Genomic DNA, 20,294 nt, shown 5'->3' with positions numbered 1-20,294 from the left:
TTTGGGAAAATTTTTAGATTTCACGAACCAACGCGGTTGCTTCCGTCAAAGATGAGAGCAGGATATTTAGACGCTGCTGTCCAAAAACTTCCACCACACTGTCTTGAGCCTGTTTCCACAGAGGTAACGCTTTAATTAAAGCCGCTTTGCCGTTAGGTGTAAGGCTAACCAGACGGGTTCGCTGATCTTGTCCTGGCTCGATTTTCAACCAGCCCTCTCGGTCGAGAGGTTTAAGATTACGAGTTAGGGTCGTGCGATCCATCACTAGAATCTCCGCTAATTCATTGATGGTTCCTGTTTCAGCCATTGCCACCGCCACCAGAATGGTGAATTGGGTAATCAGCAGTCCACTGGGTTTCAAGCTTTCATCAAAGTGATGCGTTACCGCACGAGAAGCTTTGCGGAGATTGAAACAGGCACAGGTTGAAACCACTTGACCTAATTCAGCTTTATTGATTGGGTCGGTGCGTTTCTCCATAGGATTAAGTGTATATGCACTTATTTTAGATGTCAAGGTATTGAAAGAGCCAAGACCTTAGCACCTCAATGAATGTTTGGGAAGAAGAGTACCGGACACCAGCTTTGACGCAACAACTCTGCCGCAAAACTAGAAACAAACCACTCTTGAAATTTACCGAGCGTGCCTGAAGCGATCGCGATCGCGCTAATCTCATCCATTTGAGCCATCTCTAAAAGCTTAGTCAGTGCCGTTCCTTGGCGAAAGTCTGCTTCGACCTGTAAATTTGCGGTTTCTAAGTCGGCTTTAACTTGGGATAGAGTTTCACGCTCTGACGGGGTGGGCAGGCTGTTCATCATCCAGCAAACCCTACAGCGTTCCAGAAAACGACCAGGCTGTTTTTGAGCCAACCGCTTTACCTGTTGCACCAAAAAATTAGCCGCTTCATGGCCATCGTAGGGGATCAGCAAATAGCGCAACAGATGCTGACAGCGGAGGGTTAACTCCTCAGAAGTCAGGGCACCGATTAACTGCGGACGCAGTATGAGTAATGGGATGGTTGTTTGACGAGATAGCTCAGCCGTTACACTGCCGATCAGCTTTTCAGTGAATAAGCTATGTCCCTGAGAACCCAGCACGATCAGCTCAGATTTATAACTTTGAGCAACTCTAAGCATGGTTTCAACAGGTCGTCCCGATTCCACCTCGACTTTCACGTCTACTCCAGCAGGGCTATGGTCAAAGGCTGCTGACAGTCGGGCTTGAGCTTGCTCTATTTGCTCACGATCGATCTTGGGAATCGTCCTTGTTTCTGACAACGGTACAACATGGAGAAAAACAATTTGCTTTATGCCTCCAGCCGCTAGACTGGTGACAAAATGGGTGAGGCGATGCAACCCATCCGCAAAATCTGTGCAGATTAAAATCTTTTCAAACATAGTAAGTTAGGTTCTCTTTGCAGTTAGAAAGACTGACTCTTCGGCTAAGAGCATTGAAACTCATAAAAATATAGCTCCCTCCCTAAGTTCTATACTATGCCAGCGTCATCAAGCCCATCTGCTAACTGAAACCAATGTCGATCATGGCGACTTGGACTCACCTGATTAATCGATTGATTCTACGGACTGTTGCGGTGCTGACTCGCCAAATGTAAGACGTAGAAACGGCGGTGCCAGAAACGTCGTTAAAATGACCATGATAATAATGGCGGCTTCTAAAGGCTTGCTGAGTGCGCCACTGGCAGAACCAATGCCCGCAAATACCAACCCTACTTCGCCCCGTGGAATCATCCCAATGCCGATCGCCAGTCGGTTGATACCTGGTTGCCCCACCACAAACCAACCCGTGATGACCTTACCCACGATCGCTACAACCATCAAAAAAGCGGCAATGACTAACCCAGCACGGTTCTCAGGCACGGCTGGATTGAGCACACTTAAATCGGCTTTGGCACCGACCGTCACGAAGAAAATGGGCACAAGGAGATCAGCGATCGGCTTCACCTGGGCATCTAACTCATTACGCTGGTCGGTTTCATCGAGCACTAATCCCGCAGCAAAGGCACCTAAAATGGCTTCTAGATGAATCGCATTGCCCAGGAATGCCATGAAGAAGGCAAAGGTCAATGCTGGAATCACGATATTTCCCCGTGTTTGTAGGGTTTGGACAATGGCGACAAAGCTTTTGTTGAAGAAGCTACCCAAAAGAATCGAACCAATTAAGAAGACTGTGGCACTGATAATCAGATAAATCACATTGGCAATATCGATCGCCCCAGTTTTGGCTAAACTCGCCACAACCGCCAGCACCAGGATGCCCAGCACATCATCAATGACAGCGGCACCCACAATAATCTGACCTTCTTTGGATTTGAGCTGCCCCAGTTCTGACAGCACCTTGGAGGTAATGCCAATACTGGTGGCAGTCAGGGCAGCACCCGCAAAAATCGCCGGAATCGCTGGGACATGAAACAGCCACATCAGTCCACCTGTGCCCGCTGCAAAGGGCGCAGCAACGCCCACAAGAGCAACGACTGTTGCCTGATAACCTACTTCTTTGAGTTGGCGCAAGTCTGATTCCAGACCAATTTCAAATAAGAGGATGATGACTCCCAGTTCAGCCAGAATGGAGATTGCCTCGCTCTGAGACTGAAAGATGCTCGACAAGGCATCGGGATTCAGGTGGTCAATGCGTTGCAGGATGGTCATAATCACAGAATCAGATGCCTGAGCACCGCCTGCGGGAAACATCAGCAGATGCAGCGCCGACACCCCTACTACGACACCTGCAATCAGTTCCCCTAAGACTGGCGGTAAGTCTAGCCGTTTAGACAATTCACCGCCTAGCTTACTGGCAATATAAATCACAACTAAAGTCAGTAAAACGCCAGTGAGAACAATGGGCGCATTGGCTGCCTCAGTCGTTGCTAAAAGCGGCAAGGAAGAGAAACGAGACGATAGCTCGTTGAGTAAAGGTGCGATCGCAATGGCAAAAAGCATGGGTTAAATTCTGGTGTGACGACAATTCAACATCAAGTGAGACAGGCAAGAAACAACACCTTACCGTATGACAGGATGCCATAAAGTTCCTACATCAGCAGGCGATCGCGCCGACTGTCCACTTATCAAGGTTGATTGTAGAAATTTGCTGTCTGCTGATCTCAATGCAGTTCGATCGCTTTTACAGCAGCTAAATAGCGCTCTTTAATATCGTTGCGATCTAACGCTTCGGCGATGCCCTCCTGGCTACCGCGATCAATCATGTCCGCATGGCGCAGCAGTGCGGCTCGGTCTGCTTTAGTATGCGTAAAGGGGGCAATAACGGCGATCGCCTCTAGCAGTCGCATTGTAACTGCCACACTCGTTTGCCCATACTGCCGAATTTGATTGAAGGCAGCATCAGTCATGTCCACAAAGGTCACGGGTTCTGCAATGACGCGCAACTTATCTTCGTCATCGTAACGATAGGCAGACGGAATTTCTTTTTGTGCCAGATGGCAAAGTGCTGCACTGAGTTGATCAATGCAACGAACAGCCGTAAATGGATCATTAATACCGGGTGAAAGCGCACGGACTGCAATTTCAACCAGTTGGTTAACTGAGAACTCTACATCTTGCTGGTCAGTGCGTTGTGAACCCAGCACAAAGGCATCGTTGATTTGTTCAGTCAGCTTTTTGCAAACCGCGTCTGCTGGATAGACGAGCGCCAGGGGACTTCCTTTCACCACAAAGTCTCCGGGATACTGCTGAAGCCGTAGCAGGAGATTGCCTTCTTTTGCCTTTTGCAGAAGCTGGCTCGTATCAACAGCCTGGATGTAACTGCTGCTAGCTGCTTGAATCGGGCAGGCATCGTGCTCAAAATTGGCTGGAATATCTGATGTCATGGGTTCCCGCCGACCCTTGGACGCACCGCGTCCCATCTTGTTGGGAAAGAGGCGATCGATCGCCTCATCTAGCTCACGTCCGACATTGGAAATGACATGATCCACTTGAATCGATGTGGCGGCATGGTGAATAAAGTAGATTAAAACGCCGATGCTGGCAATGGCAAGTCCGATACCACCGGTGACAGCAAGATGAGGCACAAATTCATTTTCGGCAACACCGTTGATGGTTCGCAGCACCATCAGGCTATAAACGAAGGTGGAGATGAAGGTTCCCAACACGATTTGGTTGCCAATATCTTGCATGAAGTTACGCAGCAGACGCGGACCAAACTGGGAAGACGCAAGCTGAAGGGCGACGATCGTGATGGAAAAGGCCGTGGTAGCCACACTCACCATTGAACCCGCGATCGCTGAAAGGATCGCGCGTGAACCATTAGGACCGAGAGCATATGCCCAACCTAGATTGCCAATGATGTCGGTTTCTAGCGTTTGGTCGATGCCGATAGTGACAAACGACAGCCCGATCGACAGCACCACCATAAGGGTTGGCACAAACCAGAAACTGGAATGTAAGGACTCCCACAGTTTGCTGAACTTCGTGTATTTCATTGATCGTTCTGAGCTGAACTGTAACGGTCATGATGACCTTCATCACCGTTACGTTGAGACTTAGTTTCGGCAAGCTGCCTCAGTGCGTGACTAATGTTGCGCGGCTTGGGAGCGTCGCCTTTACCGACGGGCCAGCCTTCGCGTTGACGGGCGCGATCTCCATCCGTTGCTTCGGTCTGGTCGTGAAAGAGAATTTGCTGCGTTGGGAAGGGCAAATCAATACCATTTGCCGTTAGCTTGCTCTTGATATTGGTCAAGACGCGATCTTGCAAGTCTAGAACATCAGCACGACGAGGCGGTTGCACCCACCAGCGAGCGCGAATATTGACGGTGCTGCCTGCTAGATCGACCACGATCGCATCAGGAGCAGGAGTTTCTAACACCCCATCTGTTTCATGTATTGCCTCTAGAATGAACCGTCGTGCTTCGTCGATATCGTCACCGTAACCAATGCCAATGTCATATTGCAAACGGCGATTTTCAAACGCAGTATTGACCGTAACAGAATTTGTAAATAGCTCAGAATTTGGAATGACAATCCGCCGCCCATCATAGGTTTTAATCGTTGTTGCGCGGGTTTGAATATTTTCTACCGTGCCTTCAAAATCTTTAAAAACAATTTGATCATCGATTTGGAAGGGTTCAGTTAACAGAATTAAAATACCGGCTAGGAAATTTTGTAAAATATCTCGAAACGCAAAGCCGATCGCTACACCACTGATTCCGAGTAGCTGCACCAGATCACTGGCTTTAAGCGATGGAATCACAATCGACAGCGCAATAAACAAGCCCACTAAAATAGTTGTTCCTTGTGCCAATCGCCCTAGCACCATGCCCAGGTTGCGAGCTTGACGGCGATCGCGCGTCAGGTTTCTGACTACTTTCTTGATCGCTCTACCAGCAAAGAAAAAGATCGCAAAGACAATCAATGCCAACACCATATTGGGCAACAAAAAGATGAAGCCCTTCAGCATTGCCTGCATTTTGTCTAAGAGCGTTGATATTTCTGCATTCATTGCCTAATCATCATAGTAAGCACTTGTATGCTAGTAGAAATTAGGACAACTAACGTCTCTCTAAGGTTGTTAATGCTCCTGTCTTGAGCGCTGAATCTCGGTTCGCAGGGCTGTAATTTCGTCTCGCAGGGCATCGATCGATTTTGCGCCAACATTGATCCGCAACGAGCGGCCTGAGGCAGCTGAGATCCGGACGTGTTCATTCAGCTCTTCTGGTGTGACAAATTCTCCTGCTGCATCAAACTGTTGGGGTGTGCGTAGCTGCGTCATCAAAACATTCTTAAAAATATTGTTTCGCCATTGTTTGTGGGCTTTTTGACGAGCCCTATCGTCGGTGCGATCGTAGGAAAGCTGAACTTTCAAAAGCATGGGCTTACCTTCACCACCCCCGCGCCGGAAGGCATCAACGACTCGTTTTATTTTTTCGGGTGGGCGTGAAATGGTAATCAGCCCATCTGCCCAGCCCACCAACCATTCGGCAGTCGCTTCTGTCACTGCCGCCCCAATGATCAGTAGTGGAGTGTTAGGGCGAGCATAAAGTTTGGCTTCTTCAACACAAACTAACCCATGATGGGTGGCGGTTTCGCCTGCCCATAAAGCCCGGATGATATCAACGCACTCTTTCAGTCGAGTATTGCGATCGCCCTTGATTAACCACTTATTGCCAGTGATATGTTCGTTGAGTGCCTGACCGCTTCCCACCGTCAGCCAAAAGCGATTGGGAAACATTTCCGCGAGGGTAGCGGCAGCTTGGGCGATGATCGCCCGATGGTAGCGATCGCCGGGAGCATTGACCACTCGATAGGAGAGGCTGGGAGTTGCCTGCATGGCTGCGCCTAACCACGACCAGGCGAAGCCGCTTTGCCCCTGTTGCTCACTCCAAGGATGGAAGTGATCGGATGAGAGCACGCGGGTAAAGCCTGCCTGTTCTGCCATTTGGGCATACTTCAGCAGTTGACTAGGCGAAAATTGTTCGTGAGAGGCGTGATAACCAATTTGCACCATGACCGATCTTCCTGGGTAGTTTGACTACAATCTACTAATCAACAATGTGGCGGTAACGAGCCTCCACCAAAGCATAGATGCTATAAGCAATCAGTCCGAGGGCCACGATACCCAACAACCAAGAACCAAAAGGTTGGTGTTCTAGGGTTGCTAAGACTCCACCAAAGCCTCTGGCTTGACTGGCCTTGGATTGCCATGCCGCTAGGATTAAGAAAATACCAATCAGGCCAAACATAAATCCACGAGCCGCCATCCCAAATTGCCCTGCTCTCTTGGTCCATTTATGCTCGGTTGGGCTCATCTGGTGCTGCTTAAATTTCTGCATAAACTTTGCTTGGTAGGCATTGTAGAAGTGGTACAGGCCCACAATGACTGTAAGTCCTCCTGCTAGTCCAACTAGCCACTGCCCAAAGGGTTGTGACAGAAACCGAGCTGTCCAATCCTCGGTGGTAAGGCTGTTTCCTTCACCTTCACCGAGACTGAAAAGCAGCCCGATTGCAGTCAGCACCAAACTGCCATAGGAGATGGCGCTGACTGCATAGCCTAAGCGTTGAGCAACCCGTTTAAGACTCAACTTCTCGCCCTGATGTTCTGGATCAAGGACGGTTTGCACCAACCGCCAAAACACATAACCCATGATGCCAATCGCAATCAGACCGAGGAGAACCTTGCCAAAAGGCTGAGCCACGATCTCTTCCAAGGCTCCACTGGTGCTAGTGGTCTCGCCCCCACTACCGATCGCGGTTTGAGCTGCCAGTAAGCCAACCACAAAATAAACTGTTCCCTTGGCTGCATAGCCGAAGCGGGCTAGTTTCTCAACCCAAGGATGGGCAGCCACTCGTTGCGCCTGTTGGTGTAGATTTTGAGGTTGAGAGTTGTGGTGTGTCATAACAGCGTTTAATGAGTTCGATTGACTCGAAACCAGCGATAGCCGTAGGAAGACAATGGAATGGTTTTGTGATCTCCATTCAGTGATTCATACGGGCGATCGCCAAATAGCTCCGATAGATGCCCATAATCAGTGGATTTAAGTGTGACTGTACAGTCGTGGTTCGCTAAATTATGCAACGCAATGACAGCGCGATCGCCCCAGGTGCAGCCATGAGCCAGGACACAGGGGGCATCCGTCTCTAAAAGCTGTAGTGTGCCATAGCCAAATTCCAGACATTGTTTGCGAATCCGAATCAGACGTTCGATCCAGTTAATCAGGGCTGATGGATCGCGCTGGTCCTGAGCAACGTTAACCTCCTTGTAACCGTAGTCGCCCTCACTAATGATGGGTTTAGTGAGTTGATCAGGTGGCGCATCAGAAAAGCCACCATTTGGTTCGCCAGACCATTGCATTGGCGTTCGCACACTGGTTCGTCCCGGCAAAGAGAGGTCGTCGCCCATACCGATCTCATCGCCATAGCGCAATAAGGGCGTGCCCGGCAAGCTAAACATTAAGCTATAGGTGAGTTCGATATGGCGGCGATCGCCCTTGAGCATAGGCGGTAAACGCCGCCGAATGCCCCGACCAAAGATCTGCATCTTTTCTTCAGGGGCAAAAGCGGCGAAAATCTCTTGCATTTCTGCGTCACTCAGGCGATCGAGCGTCAATTCGTCATGGTGACGTACAAAATTTAACCACTGGCATTGGGCAGGAATTTCTGGTAAGTTTTTTAGCCCATCGTGCAACGGTGCGGCTGCTTGACGAGCGAGCGCCAAGAACATAGATTGGTTGAGCAAAAAATTGAACAGTAGATGGATGCGGTTTCCCTGCCCAAAAAAAGTAGAAATTTCTGCTGCTGGCACGTTTGCTTCTGCTAGCAAGACTGCATCGCCTTGATGTGAAGTCAGAAATGCTCGCATCTCATCAAAAAAGCTCTGTAGGCTTTCCTGGTTAGCCTCTGCGATGCCGATGCCTTCAATGACAAAAGAAGCTGCATCAACCCGAAAACCGGATATACCTAATTCCAACCAGAAGCCCATGATTTTGCAAATCTCTTCTCGCACTAAGGGATTAGCAATGTTCAGGTCGGGTTGGTGCTTGTAGAAGTGGTGCAAATAATAGGCATCTGCCTGCTCGTCATACTCCCACAAGCTATCTTCCACCGTTGGAAAGGCGATGAGGCTCGGATCACTTTTAGGTGGATTCTTTGACCAAACATAGTAATCCCGATAGTGAGATTGAGGGTTGGAGCGCGCTTGCTGAAACCAGGGATGCTGATCAGACGTGTGATTAATCACTAGATCGATCAACACTCGTATGCCTCGTTCTCGCGCTCGGTGCATAAACTCGACGAAATCACCCAATGTTCCTAAGCGTGGATCAACATTGTAGTAATCCATGACATCGTAACCGTTATCTCGATTGGGGGAGGGGTAAAACGGCAGTAACCATAAGCAGGTAATTCCCGACCCAGCCAAGTAGTTCAGACGTTGGGTGAGTCCAACAAAATCGCCGACGCCATCACCGTTGCCATCCATAAATGTTTCTACATCTAGCGAGTAGATAATGGCATCTTTATACCAAATGCTTTTCATTCGTACGATCGCTTTAGCTCATTTCAAAGATTTTTAATTGAACCAATAGTTAACTCAAAGTCCTCTAGGAACTTGAATGGAATGTCTCTACGCCAACCAGATTTTTGGAAGCCAATACGCTGATCAGGTTAGTTAGTAAACTCTGATCGAGCGCGTTTAATCTCTCTCCACTTTAGACTCACGCTCCTCTCCTTCTTCTCTTTCGACAGCGCCTTCCCGCTCCCCGCCTTCTCTTTCCACAATACCTTCCTGCTCCCCGCCTTCTCTTTCGATAGCGCCTTCTCTTTCTACAGCACCTTCTCGCTCTCCTTGCTCAGAACTGCAAGCAACAGCACTCACTAAAACCACACTAGCTAAAGCAATTTGGGTTAGGGTTTTTACAGACTTACTTATTATGACTTTCACTTTTTCATTCGCTCAATTATTGTCTATTGCTTGAATCAAGGTTTACCTTCTTACTATGGAAAGGTCATAACGTAACCTTCTCCTTTAAGTTCAATATGATTTCTGAGGAAACCAAGTCTTTTTGGAGATAGCTGTGATTAGTTTTGATAGGCGAATTAGCTCCTAATCACTACTCGCATAAGCGATCGTACTTAATAAGGCATTCTCTGCTTGGCGAGAATCCAGACGCGTGTGTTGAACCACGATCGGCACATCAGCTTCAATCACACTGGCGTAATCTGTATCACGGGGGATGGGTTCAGGATCAGACAAGTCATTAAACCGTAAATGCCTGGTGCGACGCGCTGGAACGGTGACGCGATAGGGTCCTACAGGTTCGCGATCGTTGAAATAAATCATGATCTCAACATGGGCATCCTGGTCTGAGCTATTCAGAAAACAGGCAGTTTCATGGCTGGTAAATTGCGGTTCGGGTCCAGTACCATACGCAGGAATATACCCTTCTGCGATCGCCCAATGGGTGTGTCCAATCGGTTGACTCATTGTTTTGCTACCTCTTAAGGTTGTGTGTTTCGCTTATTCCCCAACGCTTAACTGGCGAAGAGAAATCTGTTTACATAAACTTTCCACCGCGAGCGTGAGCGATCGCATTAACTCTGAATCCTCCTGATAATCCGCAGGGGCAAGATTCGCTACTCGCTGACCTTCGCTTATCTCAATTTGCTGGCTCCATACATCGGCAGCACCCCCCTTATAAACTCCGATCGCAACTCCTCCTTCGTTATTTAGAACTGAAAAGCAAGGAACATCGGATGCCCCGTCTCCAACATAGATCATTTGTGACAAGGGAATGTGCAACTGATCTTCTGCAACATCGCGGTAGGCAAACGATCGCCCATCTCCATCCACCTGATCCTGACCACTGGCAATCTGCATTAAATAGCGGGTCTTTTCTGTATGGCTGATGCTGCGCTTGAGGAACTCAATTTCGCCAGTCTCACTATAGTGAAATTCACATCCCCAAATTTGAGTAAAGTAAGGGGCAATACAGGTGTTGCGAACCACTTCACCAAATCCACCTGTAATCATGTAAAACTCAAGTTCAATTTCTGGATTGAGATTCTGCACGTGCCGAAGTAGACGATCGAACATCTCGGTAACGCCGTCAAAAGGTTGTAATTGTTGCCCAAACTGTGTGAGATAGTCTTTGGTGATTTTGTGCTGAATCTCTGGGTGGTCTTTAGATGCTTGAATTAAACAATAGAATCTAGCGGCAACATGATCCCAGCCTGCATTTTTCAAGGGTTCATATTGCTGTTGACGAAATTCCTCTACATCTAACCCGACAGCCTTTACCAGTGCATCAAAAGTATCCGGAGCCAGCGTATCGTCAAAATCAAACACGATTCCAATACGGTTACAGACAGGCTTAGTCGCTTGAGGTTTTGTGCGGTGAGTCTGTTGTCTTTGTGCCATCGCTATCCTCTCAGTTCCACTTTCTAGGTTTGCTCTAGCTGCTGTGAACAGCGCTGCCATAGCAGCCTTATGTACTTCGTTCCTGGCTCTACGCTCCACTTGAGCCGATGAGACCAGTGAGCTGTAATAAATAGGTCACTGCAAAGCCAGCAAAAAATAGTCCTGCTACAGCCGTTGCCCAGAAGCTGAGAAGATCAGGCTGTAGTTTCTTCGGGAGCATCTGGTGGTTGAGATATAAAGTGAGTCCGGTGACGACTGGGATATGAGAGGCTTCAATGGCTCCAGCCGTTTGGAGTAATCCTACAGGTTTGCCAAAGAACAGATATACGCCGATGGGAAGACCTGCCAGCAAGGTTGCGATATAGAATTTACGGAGGAATTTTTCATTTGTCCAACGACCACCCCGGACACCAAACCCTTGCAGCAAAATTTGCGTGCCATCGGCAAACATCCGCCCAAACCCATCCTGCACAGACATTGTGGTACTGCAAAAGGTGATGAAGACGATCGCAACCATAAACCAGAAACCAAAAGGTCCCCAAAGATCGCCCAAGAGGCTCCCCAACGTTTCGGCAATCTGGTTTTCTTGAGGTACTAACCCTTGTGGACGCAACAGTTCTGCACCCAAAATCAGAAATGAGAGGGCTGCTAATAAGGCTCCGACGACAGCCAGGGTATTGGAGAAGGTCATCAGGCTGAGCCAACCCTGCAACCGCTCTCGTTGATCGCGATCGAGCTGCTGAAAATCGATTGGTTCTTCGCGCTTGTTAGTGGCAGCACCATAGCCTCTAGCACCGATCCAATAGGAATACCACATGATGCCAGCAGCCCCTGCTAGCATAAAACCCAACCAGGGCAAGATTTCCTCATACTGGATATCTGGAGGGATTTGAGGGACTAAGCCACCAGACAGTTTGCCTAAGTTAGGAAAAACAAAAACTGCCGCCGCCACCACGGCAATCGTGCGACCAATACCAATGTAGGAGGAAGCTTTTTCGACACCATCGTATTGTCCTAGAAAGACGATCGCGGCTGTCACCACAATAATGATGACCGTCCACAGTTGAACCGTCCCCCCGGTCATCAAAATTAGCGCGGTGGCAGCGGCTCCTGCCATCCCTGCCACAGTCGTGATTGCCACTACAAACTGAGGCACCAAAATCAGCCAGATTGCCCAGTTTTTGGGACCAGGGAGCCGCTTAAACCCTTCTAGAATTGTTAACCCAGTGCAAACGGTAAACCTGCCAACTTCGCGGTTGATAAACCATTTGAGGACGACCGCTGCCAGGAGCGCCCATAAGAGGGTATAGCCATAGAGCGCCGCAATGCGGGGGGTAAACAGTAGCTCACCAGAGCCAGCGGCAGACAGCATCCAGAGAAAACTAGGACCCAGCCACTTTAGCCAATCTCGCCCCTGCGGTGGTGGTGGCACTGGCACTTGTGGCTGATCAATTAGTGTCGTCGTTCGTATTTTTTGATCACTATTCATGCTGCTGTCTACTTTGCTTAGGGTTCTTTCAGCACAGGCTCAGGTTGTTAGGCGGTTACTGGGTCACGCATAAGCCACCAAGCCTCAGTTAATGGGGTTCATAGGGCTTTACATGCAGGTGTTATTGTCAGATCAATAAAAGATGGATGGGTTGAGTGGTCATAGCACCCAACCCATGCTTCAAGGCTGTAACTTACTTTCTCACGTCTGGAATGGCTGAAGGATAAACAGCATCAGCAATCAGTACAGGTTTTTGGCTGTACTCTGCCTCTAACTTCTTCTGCAAATCTAAGTCCCAGGTCAAATCATAGTCGCGCTCAATGTCAGCCACGATAAAGGGACGCAGTACACCTGTTACTGCCACTGTTTCGCCATCTTTGACTGCTGCTGGAGTTGGGGCACCCGCCTTGGGATTGGCTTGTAAGACCAGCAAATCAGTAGCACCAAACAACTGATCCTCATCGAGCGTGAAGGAGTTCGGACTTCTGATGTCTTCAATTTCACCGGTGACTGCTAGCGGTTTGCCATAATACCGCTGAGGATCTTCGGTGATTTTGCCTGGTTCCGGTGCGAGTGCGATCGCTTGGGCAACAATAGCAGGTTTATTCTCATACTCAACATACAGTTTGCGATCTAAGCCCAAGTTAAATTCCCGTTCCACCTCTGCTAACACAAAGTTACGCACCTGACCTGTAACCTGTACTTCAACGTCAGCATCAGTGGGTAAAACGAAAGGCTGACCGGACGCATTGACAACCAGAATCGATTCAGTGCCAAAGAATTGCTCATCGCTTACCGTGAAAGTGTTCGGAGCAATCTTCTTGATTGGCTCGCTTCTAATGGTCACGGTCTGTCCAATGAGGCGGTTAGTCTCATTGGCAACTTCTTTAGTCGTAACATTTCCCACAGGTGAGGGGGCAACTGCCTCTTGTCGTGCATTCGTGCAAGCAGGAAGCACTATCATGAGGGCGAGAGCAATTCCGGTGGGAAGGGCACCATTCAGTTTGCCCAACTTTTGAGTAAAGCTATTGTGGTTAGAACTTGTGTGGCGAGTCATGGGGGTTTCCTCCGTTTATTTATGATCAAAAAGCTTTTCGAGTTCACTGTTATTAGGTCACAGCAGTTAGGTCAGAACAGTCAATAAAACATCTGTTCACACCTCAATTGCTTGGTTGTCATTGGTCTGGTTTAAGAAGACTTGACCATCTGCTTGAATTCTCAAGACGCCTTGGTCATCGCTCAAGGTAGTCGTTTCATCAAGCGATACCGCCAACATTCCTCTTCCAGAAGCGGGGATTGACAACAGTAGGACCGGCTGGGCTAGCCAAGGAAGCTGTAGGTAAACCCAACAGTAAGCTTCCACAGATCGTTCCTACTAGACCGAATTTTTTCCGAATCAAATGAGTTTGCTGATCCATAACCTTCTTTAAACCATGTTGCTTATTAAGCTTAAAAAGATTGAATTCAGAAAACGTTTTTTGAATTTCTTGTAAACAATCAAACTTCAGCCAATTCCTCATTACTATATAGATTGAAGATAGTTATTTCTTCCGGCTAAGGGGATAGAGAACGTTTCTATCAGTAGGTTGAGTAAAAATTCATGCTGTTTTCACTATTAACTCAAACCCCTTTGTAGGCAGGCTAGTAGTATTTATATCCAATGGAGGAGATAAATTTCATACCCATTTCACTATTCTGTAAGTACCTTGTGATTAAGGGGTTTCAGTAAAAAACAAAGTTATTGGTAATGCGACTTCTATTAGTTGAAGACGAAGTCGATTTAGGGGCAGCAATTAAACAAGTTCTTAATCACCAAACTTACGTGGTGGACTGGGTGCTGGATGGCAACCAAGCATGGAAATATCTAGAAGAACACGGGACTGAATACACTTTGGCAATTTTCGATTGGATGTTGCCAGGGCTGTCGGGGGTGGAGTTGTGTAGACGGCTACGAGCCCAAAATAGCCCCCTACCTATTTTGATGTTGACTGCCAAAGACCGCATGGAGGAAAAGATTCAAGGGCTGGATAGCGGCGCGGATGATTATTTGGTTAAACCATTTCAGATGGCAGAACTGCTGGCAAGACTTCGAGCATTGCGGCGACGATCTCCTCAGATCCAGCCACCGCAACTCCAAGCTGGCAATTTAACGCTCAACTATGGCACTCATGCAGTCGTTCGACAAGATGCCAACGGCGATCGTCAGGTAATTCCTCTGACCATCAAAGAATTTCAGCTCTTGGAATACTTCATGAAGAATTCTAATAAAATTGTTAATCGTGAGCAAATTACGAACCAGCTTTGGGAAACGGGTACTGAACCTATTAGCAATGTCGTTGCTGCCCAGGTTCGTCTACTCCGACGCAAATTGGAAGATGAGGGGTCTGTGATTGAAACCATCTATGGTGTGGGCTATCGCTTCAACCTGGATGGATGAACATGAAAGCCAATCAACTCTTTGGTTCCACTCGTCTGCGTTTGGCGCTCTGGTATGCCGGAGTCATGGCTTGCATTATGGGGATAAGCGGTTTGGGCGTTTACCAGGTGGTTGCTCATGCCTATCATCGAACCATTGATCAAGGCTTGCAGGCAGTTACAGGAGTAGTGGCTAAACAAATTGAGCCTGTCATTCAGCGACCCGAACAGTTACGTCAGGTGGCTAAAAATTTCTCCTTGCGTCTATGTCTGACGAAAACAGATTGTATCCCTACGGCTGAGGCGACTAAAGCCGCTCAGTTGCCTGAAATCATGCGCCTCCCCTTGATCAGAGTGCCTGATCCCATCAATTACTACATCCGCCTATTGGATACGAGTGGCAGACCGATCGTGGTGATGGGCTTACAAATCGATCAACTCCCCAGCACGTCGGGAAAAGCCCAGTGGCAAACGGTGAACGATCGTCAGGGGATTCGCTATCGCCAGGTCTCCTTACCCCTACAGAGACAAGACCAGCCAGGGGGCTATGTGCAGGTGGGACGATCGCTCCAGGACTTAGACCAAAATCTGGCTGCCTTACGCTGGACGTTGCTGCTAGGGTGCGCGATCGCGCTGCTCTTAGTGGTTGTATCAAGCTGGTGGCTAGCGGGCTTAGCGATGCAGCCAATCTACCACTCTTATCGAAAAATGCAGCAGTTTACTGCCGATGCTGCTCACGAATTTCGCACGCCCCTCGCTGCCATGCAAGCCACGATCGAAGCGACGCTGCGCTTTCCAAGGAAGTCTGAAAGCTCCACCGTAGAAATGACAGAGGGAGTTTTAGCCGTCCTGCAACGCCAAACCCTGCGGCTCTCCGAATTGGTCAAGGATCTGCTGCTGCTAACCCGCATTGACCAGCGTCAATTGACCGGAAAGTATCTCCATTGCTGTCTCAATGATTTAATCAGCGATTTAGTGGAAGAACTCGCTTTTTTAGCAGTGAAAGAGAAGGTAGAACTCTCAATGCAGTTACAAGTGCCTGACTCAGTTGATGTTTTAGGCGACGAAGAACAGCTTTATCGTTTGGTCTGCAACTTAATTAACAATGCGATTCAAGCAACGCCAGCGGGAGGACAGGTGAGAGTTTTGCTCAACAAGGATGAACAATACGCCATGATCCAAGTGCAGGATACAGGGCTAGGCATTGCCCTAACCGATCAGGGTCGAATTTTTGATCGCTTTTATCGCGTCGAACAAGATCGATCGCGGCATACAGGTGGTTCTGGTTTAGGTTTACCCATTGCGTTGGCCATTGCTCAGGCGCATTATGGCACCATTCAAGTACGCAGTGAATTAGGCAAAGGCAGCACCTTTACTCTGCACTTACCTCTGGGATGAACTGGTCAATCGTGTTGTTCTTTTGTGCCATGAGTTCATCAACTTCCTGCCAAACCTGCTCCACCCACCAACTTTTCATAGAGTAGGAACAGGAGGAACTGATGAACTGCTGCTGTATGATTCACATCTCTCACCGCAAGGTTGAAGCTCTTATGCAAGCTCCCGAAAGATTGCAGATAGTAAAGCAAGGCAGTTCCCCTCACAAAATGACTCAAGCATTGCACTTGAGTCAAACAACTACCAATGACAGCGTCAAGCGGCATCGTCAAACGCATTCTGAGCTTCCAGTTATAAAACCGACTATGGCACCTCAGAAGAAATTACCATCGCAAGCAATTTATCAACTGAAAATTACGCCAAAAGATATTCGACCACCGATTTGGAGGCGAGTCCAAATTCATAGCGATGCCAAATAATACAGGTGAGAAAAAGTCCTAAAACTGCTAAGTAAGTGCAATAGCCAGCGCAATCGCCGCTCTCCGGTTTGCCCCTAACTTTTGCAATCGCCGCACGAGCCGATTGAGCGCGATCGCAAAAAGAACAGCAGCAAAAAACAAAAACACAACGCTCCTTACTTGCCACAGCACATAAAGCGAGGCGAGCAGAGGCAACAGTCCAAGCCATTGTCCTAACCTCACAACCCTACCTCGCCTTTCGGTGGGTTAGAAGGGTTGGTAGACCGCACAGCGCTCATTTTGGCAGGCAACCTGCTGTTGAATGGCTTTGTTCAACGCACTCAACGGCATGACGCTAAAGCGTCGGGTACGCTGCTGCTGAAGTGTTGTATAGACAAATTTCTTACCCTGATAAAAATCAGTTTCTCCAATTTGAGCCACGTATTTAGAAGTCCGAAAATCGTCTGCAATTTCAGGTGTGTAAATACGCTCAATCAGCTTTAAGCCTTCAGCATCGTTTCTAGCAAAGCTCAACTTCGGTGCATTTAATTGAGTAACAATCTGTTCCCGAACGGAAACTTGATCTTGCGGACGAACTTTCACATAAAGCGCTAGAAGCCCACCTTCGATCGTTCTAATGCCTGTGTAAGCATCGTATTGAGGGTTATAAACCAAGGCTGGTGGTAAGACAAAGCTCTCTTTTGACCACTGTCGAATAGTTTTGAGGTTTTGTCCTGGTAACGCATGAGCAGGAGCAATACCTGTGAACAAGGCAACGCTACCGAGTATGAAAGCGTGACTATGTTTAAGAAGGTTATGCTTGATTAATAGTTTCATCGTTAGTTCCCTGAACTTTTGTACCTTAATATGTATTGATCTGTGCTTAAAAAATAGCCTTTTGAGGAGGCAATTGCACTGGGCGAACCGTAATCGTCTGCCTGCGACCATTGCGGTTAACACCCATTTGGGATACCTTCCCTAAAGCAATAGCTTCCACCTGGTTTTGTACCTGTTCAACTTTTTCGATCGGCTGGTTATTCAGCCGCTCAATCAAATCCCCAGGTTGCAAGCCTGGGTCATGTTCTAGACTTGTGGATCAAGATTAGATGTCTAAGCCAAATTCATAGCGATTGATGAATAGATCTATAACAACATCATGTAATAACGTTAGATAAATCAAAGGCTGTTTGATAAATTGTTTCATACTATTCCCAAACCAACCTCAATGCGCTTCTACATTCAAGTTACTTAATCCATCAATAAAATCGTCTTCCTATGGGTTGATAGTGATTAAAAATAAATTTATAAGCACAACCAAAAACTCCTGAATGATCTGAACCATTGCTTAGGAGTACCATTGAGCGATCGCCAGCGAAATCTTAGTGTAGTTCCATCTTAATAATTTTAGCTTTAGCCTTTTATCTATGGAAAAGTAGGGCTAAAAGCACACTCCTTCAAGCAGCTTTAGCCCTACAAGGATGAGCCTAGAGCTATCCAGTGACATTAACGGCGGTTATCGACGACTGGGCGACCTTGTGTCTCTAGATCCAGTTCTTCCCGACGAAGTTGCTCTTCAGCGTTCACAGTATCCTTATCTACAACCTTGCTGACGTTAACTTGCTCACGCACAAACGCTTCTTTATGGATGTCAGCGGTTTCTTCGTAGACTTCCATTCGTACTACTTCCTGGTTGCCGAAGTTGACATTGTTCGGATCAACAACATTGCCGGCGGATGCAGTCGATCGATCGATTACGACACGCTCCTTCTCAACAGGAACCGCTACTTGTGCTGTCTCTGTCTCGACTCGTTTGCCAATCGAAACTTCTCCAACTTTCTGTTTATGCTTATCGGCAACGAGGCGTTCCTGGTAAAGCTTCAAGCTTTGATGATCGCGATCGTTTAAGTCGTACAATGAGGGATCTTGCTGATAGTTATAGCTATCACGATCGTAGGTGGCGGCACTCGCAGCAGGGCGATACGTCCCGCGCACCTGTTCTTCGTAGTCGTAGTCTACTTTCTCAAGGTCATCAAAGTTAGGCAAGTCTTCGACCTGTTGTTTTGTTAAGCCATTTACTTCGATTCGGCGATCGCTGTACTTAATAGCAGCACGTCCCACTGGCAACAGCACTTTTTTGCCAAAAATCCAGAAGCCTGTGTCAACGACAAAATAGCGGAATTGACCACTTTTGTCATCGACTAGGATATGTTCAATTGAACCAATCTTTTCATCGCTTTGAGCGTAAACATCAAAGTCTTTGATGTCTTCTGCGTTAGACGGTTCCTCATGGTTGGGGTAAAAGTCTTTGAGTTTGACTAAAGGCATGGTGTGTTTTCTCCAAACTTATTTACTTGTGTTTATATTAGAAATGATATGAATTTAATAAATCTTGCTATCGAGGGAGATAGCGTAGATTTTATTTATGTCGATAGTATGCAAGATAAAAATCCTTATGTAGTAACCATTGTGCGCTTGTATTTGTGTCTGTCATTCCAGCGAAAAGGATCAGGATTTGATTGCTTACAATGAAAAACTAAAATTTCTTAAAGGTGGCATTGCAAGAGAGCGATAGCATTTTGCTACGAACTAATTAAAATTAGAGGACGTTTGTAAATCAGTGTTAAGCAGTTTCTTGTTTCCACCGTCTGCGATTATTGTCTAGTCGTCGCAGCATTAACCGAATCATGGCAATGTACACCATCCCTTGATGATTCTCGCTCAACCGTTCATAGTCTCGCGTGAGTCCAGGGCAATTTTCGAGCCATGCCCAAGTCCGTTCTACAACCCATCGCTTTGGCTGGACTGAAAAGCCCTTTTCCGGATGTTCAACCACTTCCAACTCAACGTCATACAGCATTGACAAATCAATTTCTAGATCTCCTCGATAGCCTTGGTCTACTAGGATCTTTACGATTCGTTCGTAGGTTTCTATCACCCCAAACAATACCCAAGGCGCTGCTTTGACATCCGCTTGGTTGGCAGCCCCCACATGACACTTGAGCACCATTCCTAAGACATCGACAACAATCGTTCGTTTGCGCCCTTTGATCTTTTTGAAGCCATCTACGCCAATGTGCTCCCCCCTTTTTCTCCCAATCTGACTGACTGGCTATCAATGATGCCCAAACTGGGTTCTCCTACTCGTCCTGCTGAGCGTCGGACCTGGTGGATTAAGGCCTGATTCATCGATTCCCATATCCCCAAACGCACCCACAATCGAAAGTAGCCATACACCGTTTGCCATGCTGGAAAATCCGCCGGTAGGTTGCGCCACTTCACTCCATTTTCAACCCGGTAGAAAATGGCATCTAACACCTGCCGTAAATCTACTTCCCGCAATCGTCCTACAGGTTTTTCTGTGGGTAACAAAGGCTCAATTCTGTGCCACTCGGCATCGGTTAAATCACTGCTGTAGGTTTTAAGTGCTCCCATGCCTTAACCTCACTCAACTCTGACTTTTTAGTACGCTTTTTAACCGGATTTCGTAAATACTTTCGCAATGCTTATTTACAAACACTCTCTTAGTGTCTCCTTGAAAATATAGTATTTTGATGCCTGAGAATAGCTGAACCTATAGAAGCTCGACTGTATTGCCAGAAGTAGGGCTGAGCCGGCAACAGTGCTCATCGAACTGGTTACCGCTGAAAGTAATGCCCGCGCTCCATCGGATCCACCTGTGTAAATCCAGTTTAGTTGCCCAATTGTGCCCTGGAGATGC

23 protein-coding genes are annotated in these 20,294 nt (G+C 47.6%); 3 read left to right on the top strand and 20 right to left on the bottom strand.

Annotated features, from left to right (window positions below; translation table 11 throughout):
• Positions 1-13: 13 nt before the first annotated feature.
• The 14 genes from JOY44_RS25170 to JOY44_RS25105 all read right to left on the bottom strand — a co-directional run bounded on the left by JOY44_RS25170 (position 14) and on the right by JOY44_RS25105 (position 13,731).
• Entirely contained in the window at positions 14-478 is a 465-nt protein-coding gene (locus tag JOY44_RS25170; protein WP_171576321.1) for a MarR family winged helix-turn-helix transcriptional regulator, read from the bottom strand.
• Between the two features lie 65 nt (positions 479-543).
• Positions 544-1,395 (bottom strand): universal stress protein, encoded by an 852-nt coding sequence (locus JOY44_RS25165; protein WP_171576320.1) that lies wholly within the window; start codon positions 1,393-1,395, stop codon positions 544-546.
• Positions 1,396-1,560: 165 nt separating this feature from the next.
• Complete coding sequence (locus JOY44_RS25160) at positions 1,561-2,955, bottom strand: cation:proton antiporter (RefSeq protein ID WP_171576319.1); 1,395 nt, start codon at positions 2,953-2,955, stop codon at positions 1,561-1,563.
• A 161-nt stretch (positions 2,956-3,116) separates the two neighbouring features.
• Complete coding sequence (locus JOY44_RS25155; RefSeq protein ID WP_171576318.1) at positions 3,117-4,451, bottom strand: DUF2254 domain-containing protein; 1,335 nt, start codon at positions 4,449-4,451, stop codon at positions 3,117-3,119.
• Positions 4,448-5,467 (bottom strand): mechanosensitive ion channel family protein, encoded by a 1,020-nt coding sequence (locus JOY44_RS25150; RefSeq protein ID WP_171576317.1) that lies wholly within the window; start codon positions 5,465-5,467, stop codon positions 4,448-4,450. Before JOY44_RS25150 ends, JOY44_RS25155 begins: the two co-directional genes overlap by 4 nt.
• A 69-nt stretch (positions 5,468-5,536) precedes the next feature.
• Positions 5,537-6,472: a TIGR03885 family FMN-dependent LLM class oxidoreductase gene (locus JOY44_RS25145; protein WP_171576316.1), complete on the bottom strand. Its 936-nt coding sequence runs from the start codon at positions 6,470-6,472 to the stop codon at positions 5,537-5,539.
• Positions 6,473-6,506: 34 nt separating this feature from the next.
• On the bottom strand, positions 6,507-7,361 hold the full coding sequence (locus JOY44_RS25140; RefSeq protein ID WP_171576315.1) for a DUF1206 domain-containing protein: 855 nt from the start codon (positions 7,359-7,361) through the stop codon (positions 6,507-6,509).
• Positions 7,362-7,369: 8 nt separating this feature from the next.
• Positions 7,370-8,998 (bottom strand): alpha-amylase family protein, encoded by a 1,629-nt coding sequence (locus tag JOY44_RS25135; protein WP_171576314.1) that lies wholly within the window; start codon positions 8,996-8,998, stop codon positions 7,370-7,372.
• Between the two features lie 156 nt (positions 8,999-9,154).
• The gene (locus tag JOY44_RS25130) at positions 9,155-9,403 is read right to left on the bottom strand and encodes a hypothetical protein (RefSeq protein WP_171576313.1); all 249 of its coding nucleotides are present in this window, start codon (positions 9,401-9,403) and stop codon (positions 9,155-9,157) included.
• Between the two features lie 162 nt (positions 9,404-9,565).
• On the bottom strand, positions 9,566-9,946 hold the full coding sequence (locus JOY44_RS25125) for a sensory rhodopsin transducer (RefSeq protein WP_171576312.1): 381 nt from the start codon (positions 9,944-9,946) through the stop codon (positions 9,566-9,568).
• Between the two features lie 33 nt (positions 9,947-9,979).
• A complete protein-coding gene (locus JOY44_RS25120; RefSeq protein WP_171576311.1) occupies positions 9,980-10,879 on the bottom strand; it encodes an HAD family hydrolase in 900 nt (299 codons plus the stop codon).
• Positions 10,880-10,967: 88 nt separating this feature from the next.
• Positions 10,968-12,368: an Nramp family divalent metal transporter gene (locus tag JOY44_RS25115; protein ID WP_171576310.1), complete on the bottom strand. Its 1,401-nt coding sequence runs from the start codon at positions 12,366-12,368 to the stop codon at positions 10,968-10,970.
• Positions 12,369-12,561: 193 nt separating this feature from the next.
• Positions 12,562-13,425: a hypothetical protein gene (locus tag JOY44_RS25110; RefSeq protein ID WP_171576309.1), complete on the bottom strand. Its 864-nt coding sequence runs from the start codon at positions 13,423-13,425 to the stop codon at positions 12,562-12,564.
• 96 nt (positions 13,426-13,521) lie between these two features.
• Entirely contained in the window at positions 13,522-13,731 is a 210-nt protein-coding gene (locus JOY44_RS25105) for a hypothetical protein (protein WP_203032194.1), read from the bottom strand.
• Between the two features lie 384 nt (positions 13,732-14,115).
• On the opposite strand from JOY44_RS25105, the gene rppA reads away from it, so the two are divergent.
• The 3 genes from rppA (at position 14,116) to JOY44_RS31735 (ending at position 16,597) form a co-directional block, all read left to right on the top strand.
• On the top strand, positions 14,116-14,805 hold the full coding sequence (rppA, locus tag JOY44_RS25100; RefSeq protein WP_171576307.1) for a two-component system response regulator RppA: 690 nt from the start codon (positions 14,116-14,118) through the stop codon (positions 14,803-14,805).
• Between the two features lie 2 nt (positions 14,806-14,807).
• Positions 14,808-16,181, top strand: coding sequence for a two-component system sensor histidine kinase RppB (gene rppB / locus JOY44_RS25095; protein WP_171576306.1), 1,374 nt, complete (start codon positions 14,808-14,810; stop codon positions 16,179-16,181).
• Positions 16,182-16,282: 101 nt separating this feature from the next.
• Complete coding sequence (locus tag JOY44_RS31735; RefSeq protein WP_242541866.1) at positions 16,283-16,597, top strand: plasmid pRiA4b ORF-3 family protein; 315 nt, start codon at positions 16,283-16,285, stop codon at positions 16,595-16,597.
• Between the two features lie 27 nt (positions 16,598-16,624).
• On the opposite strand, the gene JOY44_RS25085 is transcribed toward JOY44_RS31735, so the two are convergent.
• From JOY44_RS25085 to JOY44_RS25060, 6 genes are all read right to left on the bottom strand, one after another.
• On the bottom strand, positions 16,625-16,819 hold the full coding sequence (locus JOY44_RS25085) for a hypothetical protein (protein ID WP_171576305.1): 195 nt from the start codon (positions 16,817-16,819) through the stop codon (positions 16,625-16,627).
• Positions 16,820-16,843: 24 nt separating this feature from the next.
• Entirely contained in the window at positions 16,844-17,413 is a 570-nt protein-coding gene (locus JOY44_RS25080; protein ID WP_171576304.1) for a hypothetical protein, read from the bottom strand.
• Positions 17,414-17,459: 46 nt separating this feature from the next.
• Positions 17,460-17,645, bottom strand: a complete 186-nt coding sequence (locus tag JOY44_RS25075) for a hypothetical protein (RefSeq protein WP_171576303.1) — start codon at positions 17,643-17,645, stop codon at positions 17,460-17,462.
• Positions 17,646-18,079: 434 nt separating this feature from the next.
• Positions 18,080-18,901, bottom strand: a complete 822-nt coding sequence (locus JOY44_RS25070; protein WP_171576302.1) for a DUF2382 domain-containing protein — start codon at positions 18,899-18,901, stop codon at positions 18,080-18,082.
• 295 nt (positions 18,902-19,196) lie between these two features.
• Positions 19,197-19,649 carry a transposase gene (locus JOY44_RS25065; RefSeq protein WP_415881138.1) on the bottom strand — a complete coding sequence of 151 codons (453 nt, stop codon included), beginning with the start codon at positions 19,647-19,649 and terminating at the stop codon, positions 19,197-19,199.
• On the bottom strand, positions 19,640-20,008 hold the full coding sequence (locus tag JOY44_RS25060; protein ID WP_171576300.1) for an IS5 family transposase: 369 nt from the start codon (positions 20,006-20,008) through the stop codon (positions 19,640-19,642). The genes JOY44_RS25065 and JOY44_RS25060 overlap by 10 nt, the downstream gene beginning before the upstream one ends.
• Between the last annotated feature and the right edge of the window lie 286 nt (positions 20,009-20,294).

This window comes from Leptolyngbya sp. Cla-17 (assembly GCF_016807185.1).
GTDB lineage: Bacteria > Cyanobacteriota > Cyanobacteriia > Leptolyngbyales > Leptolyngbyaceae > ULC077BIN1.
The sequence above is the reverse complement of the archived record's forward strand: the minus strand, read 5'-3'. Positions and strand labels throughout refer to the sequence as shown.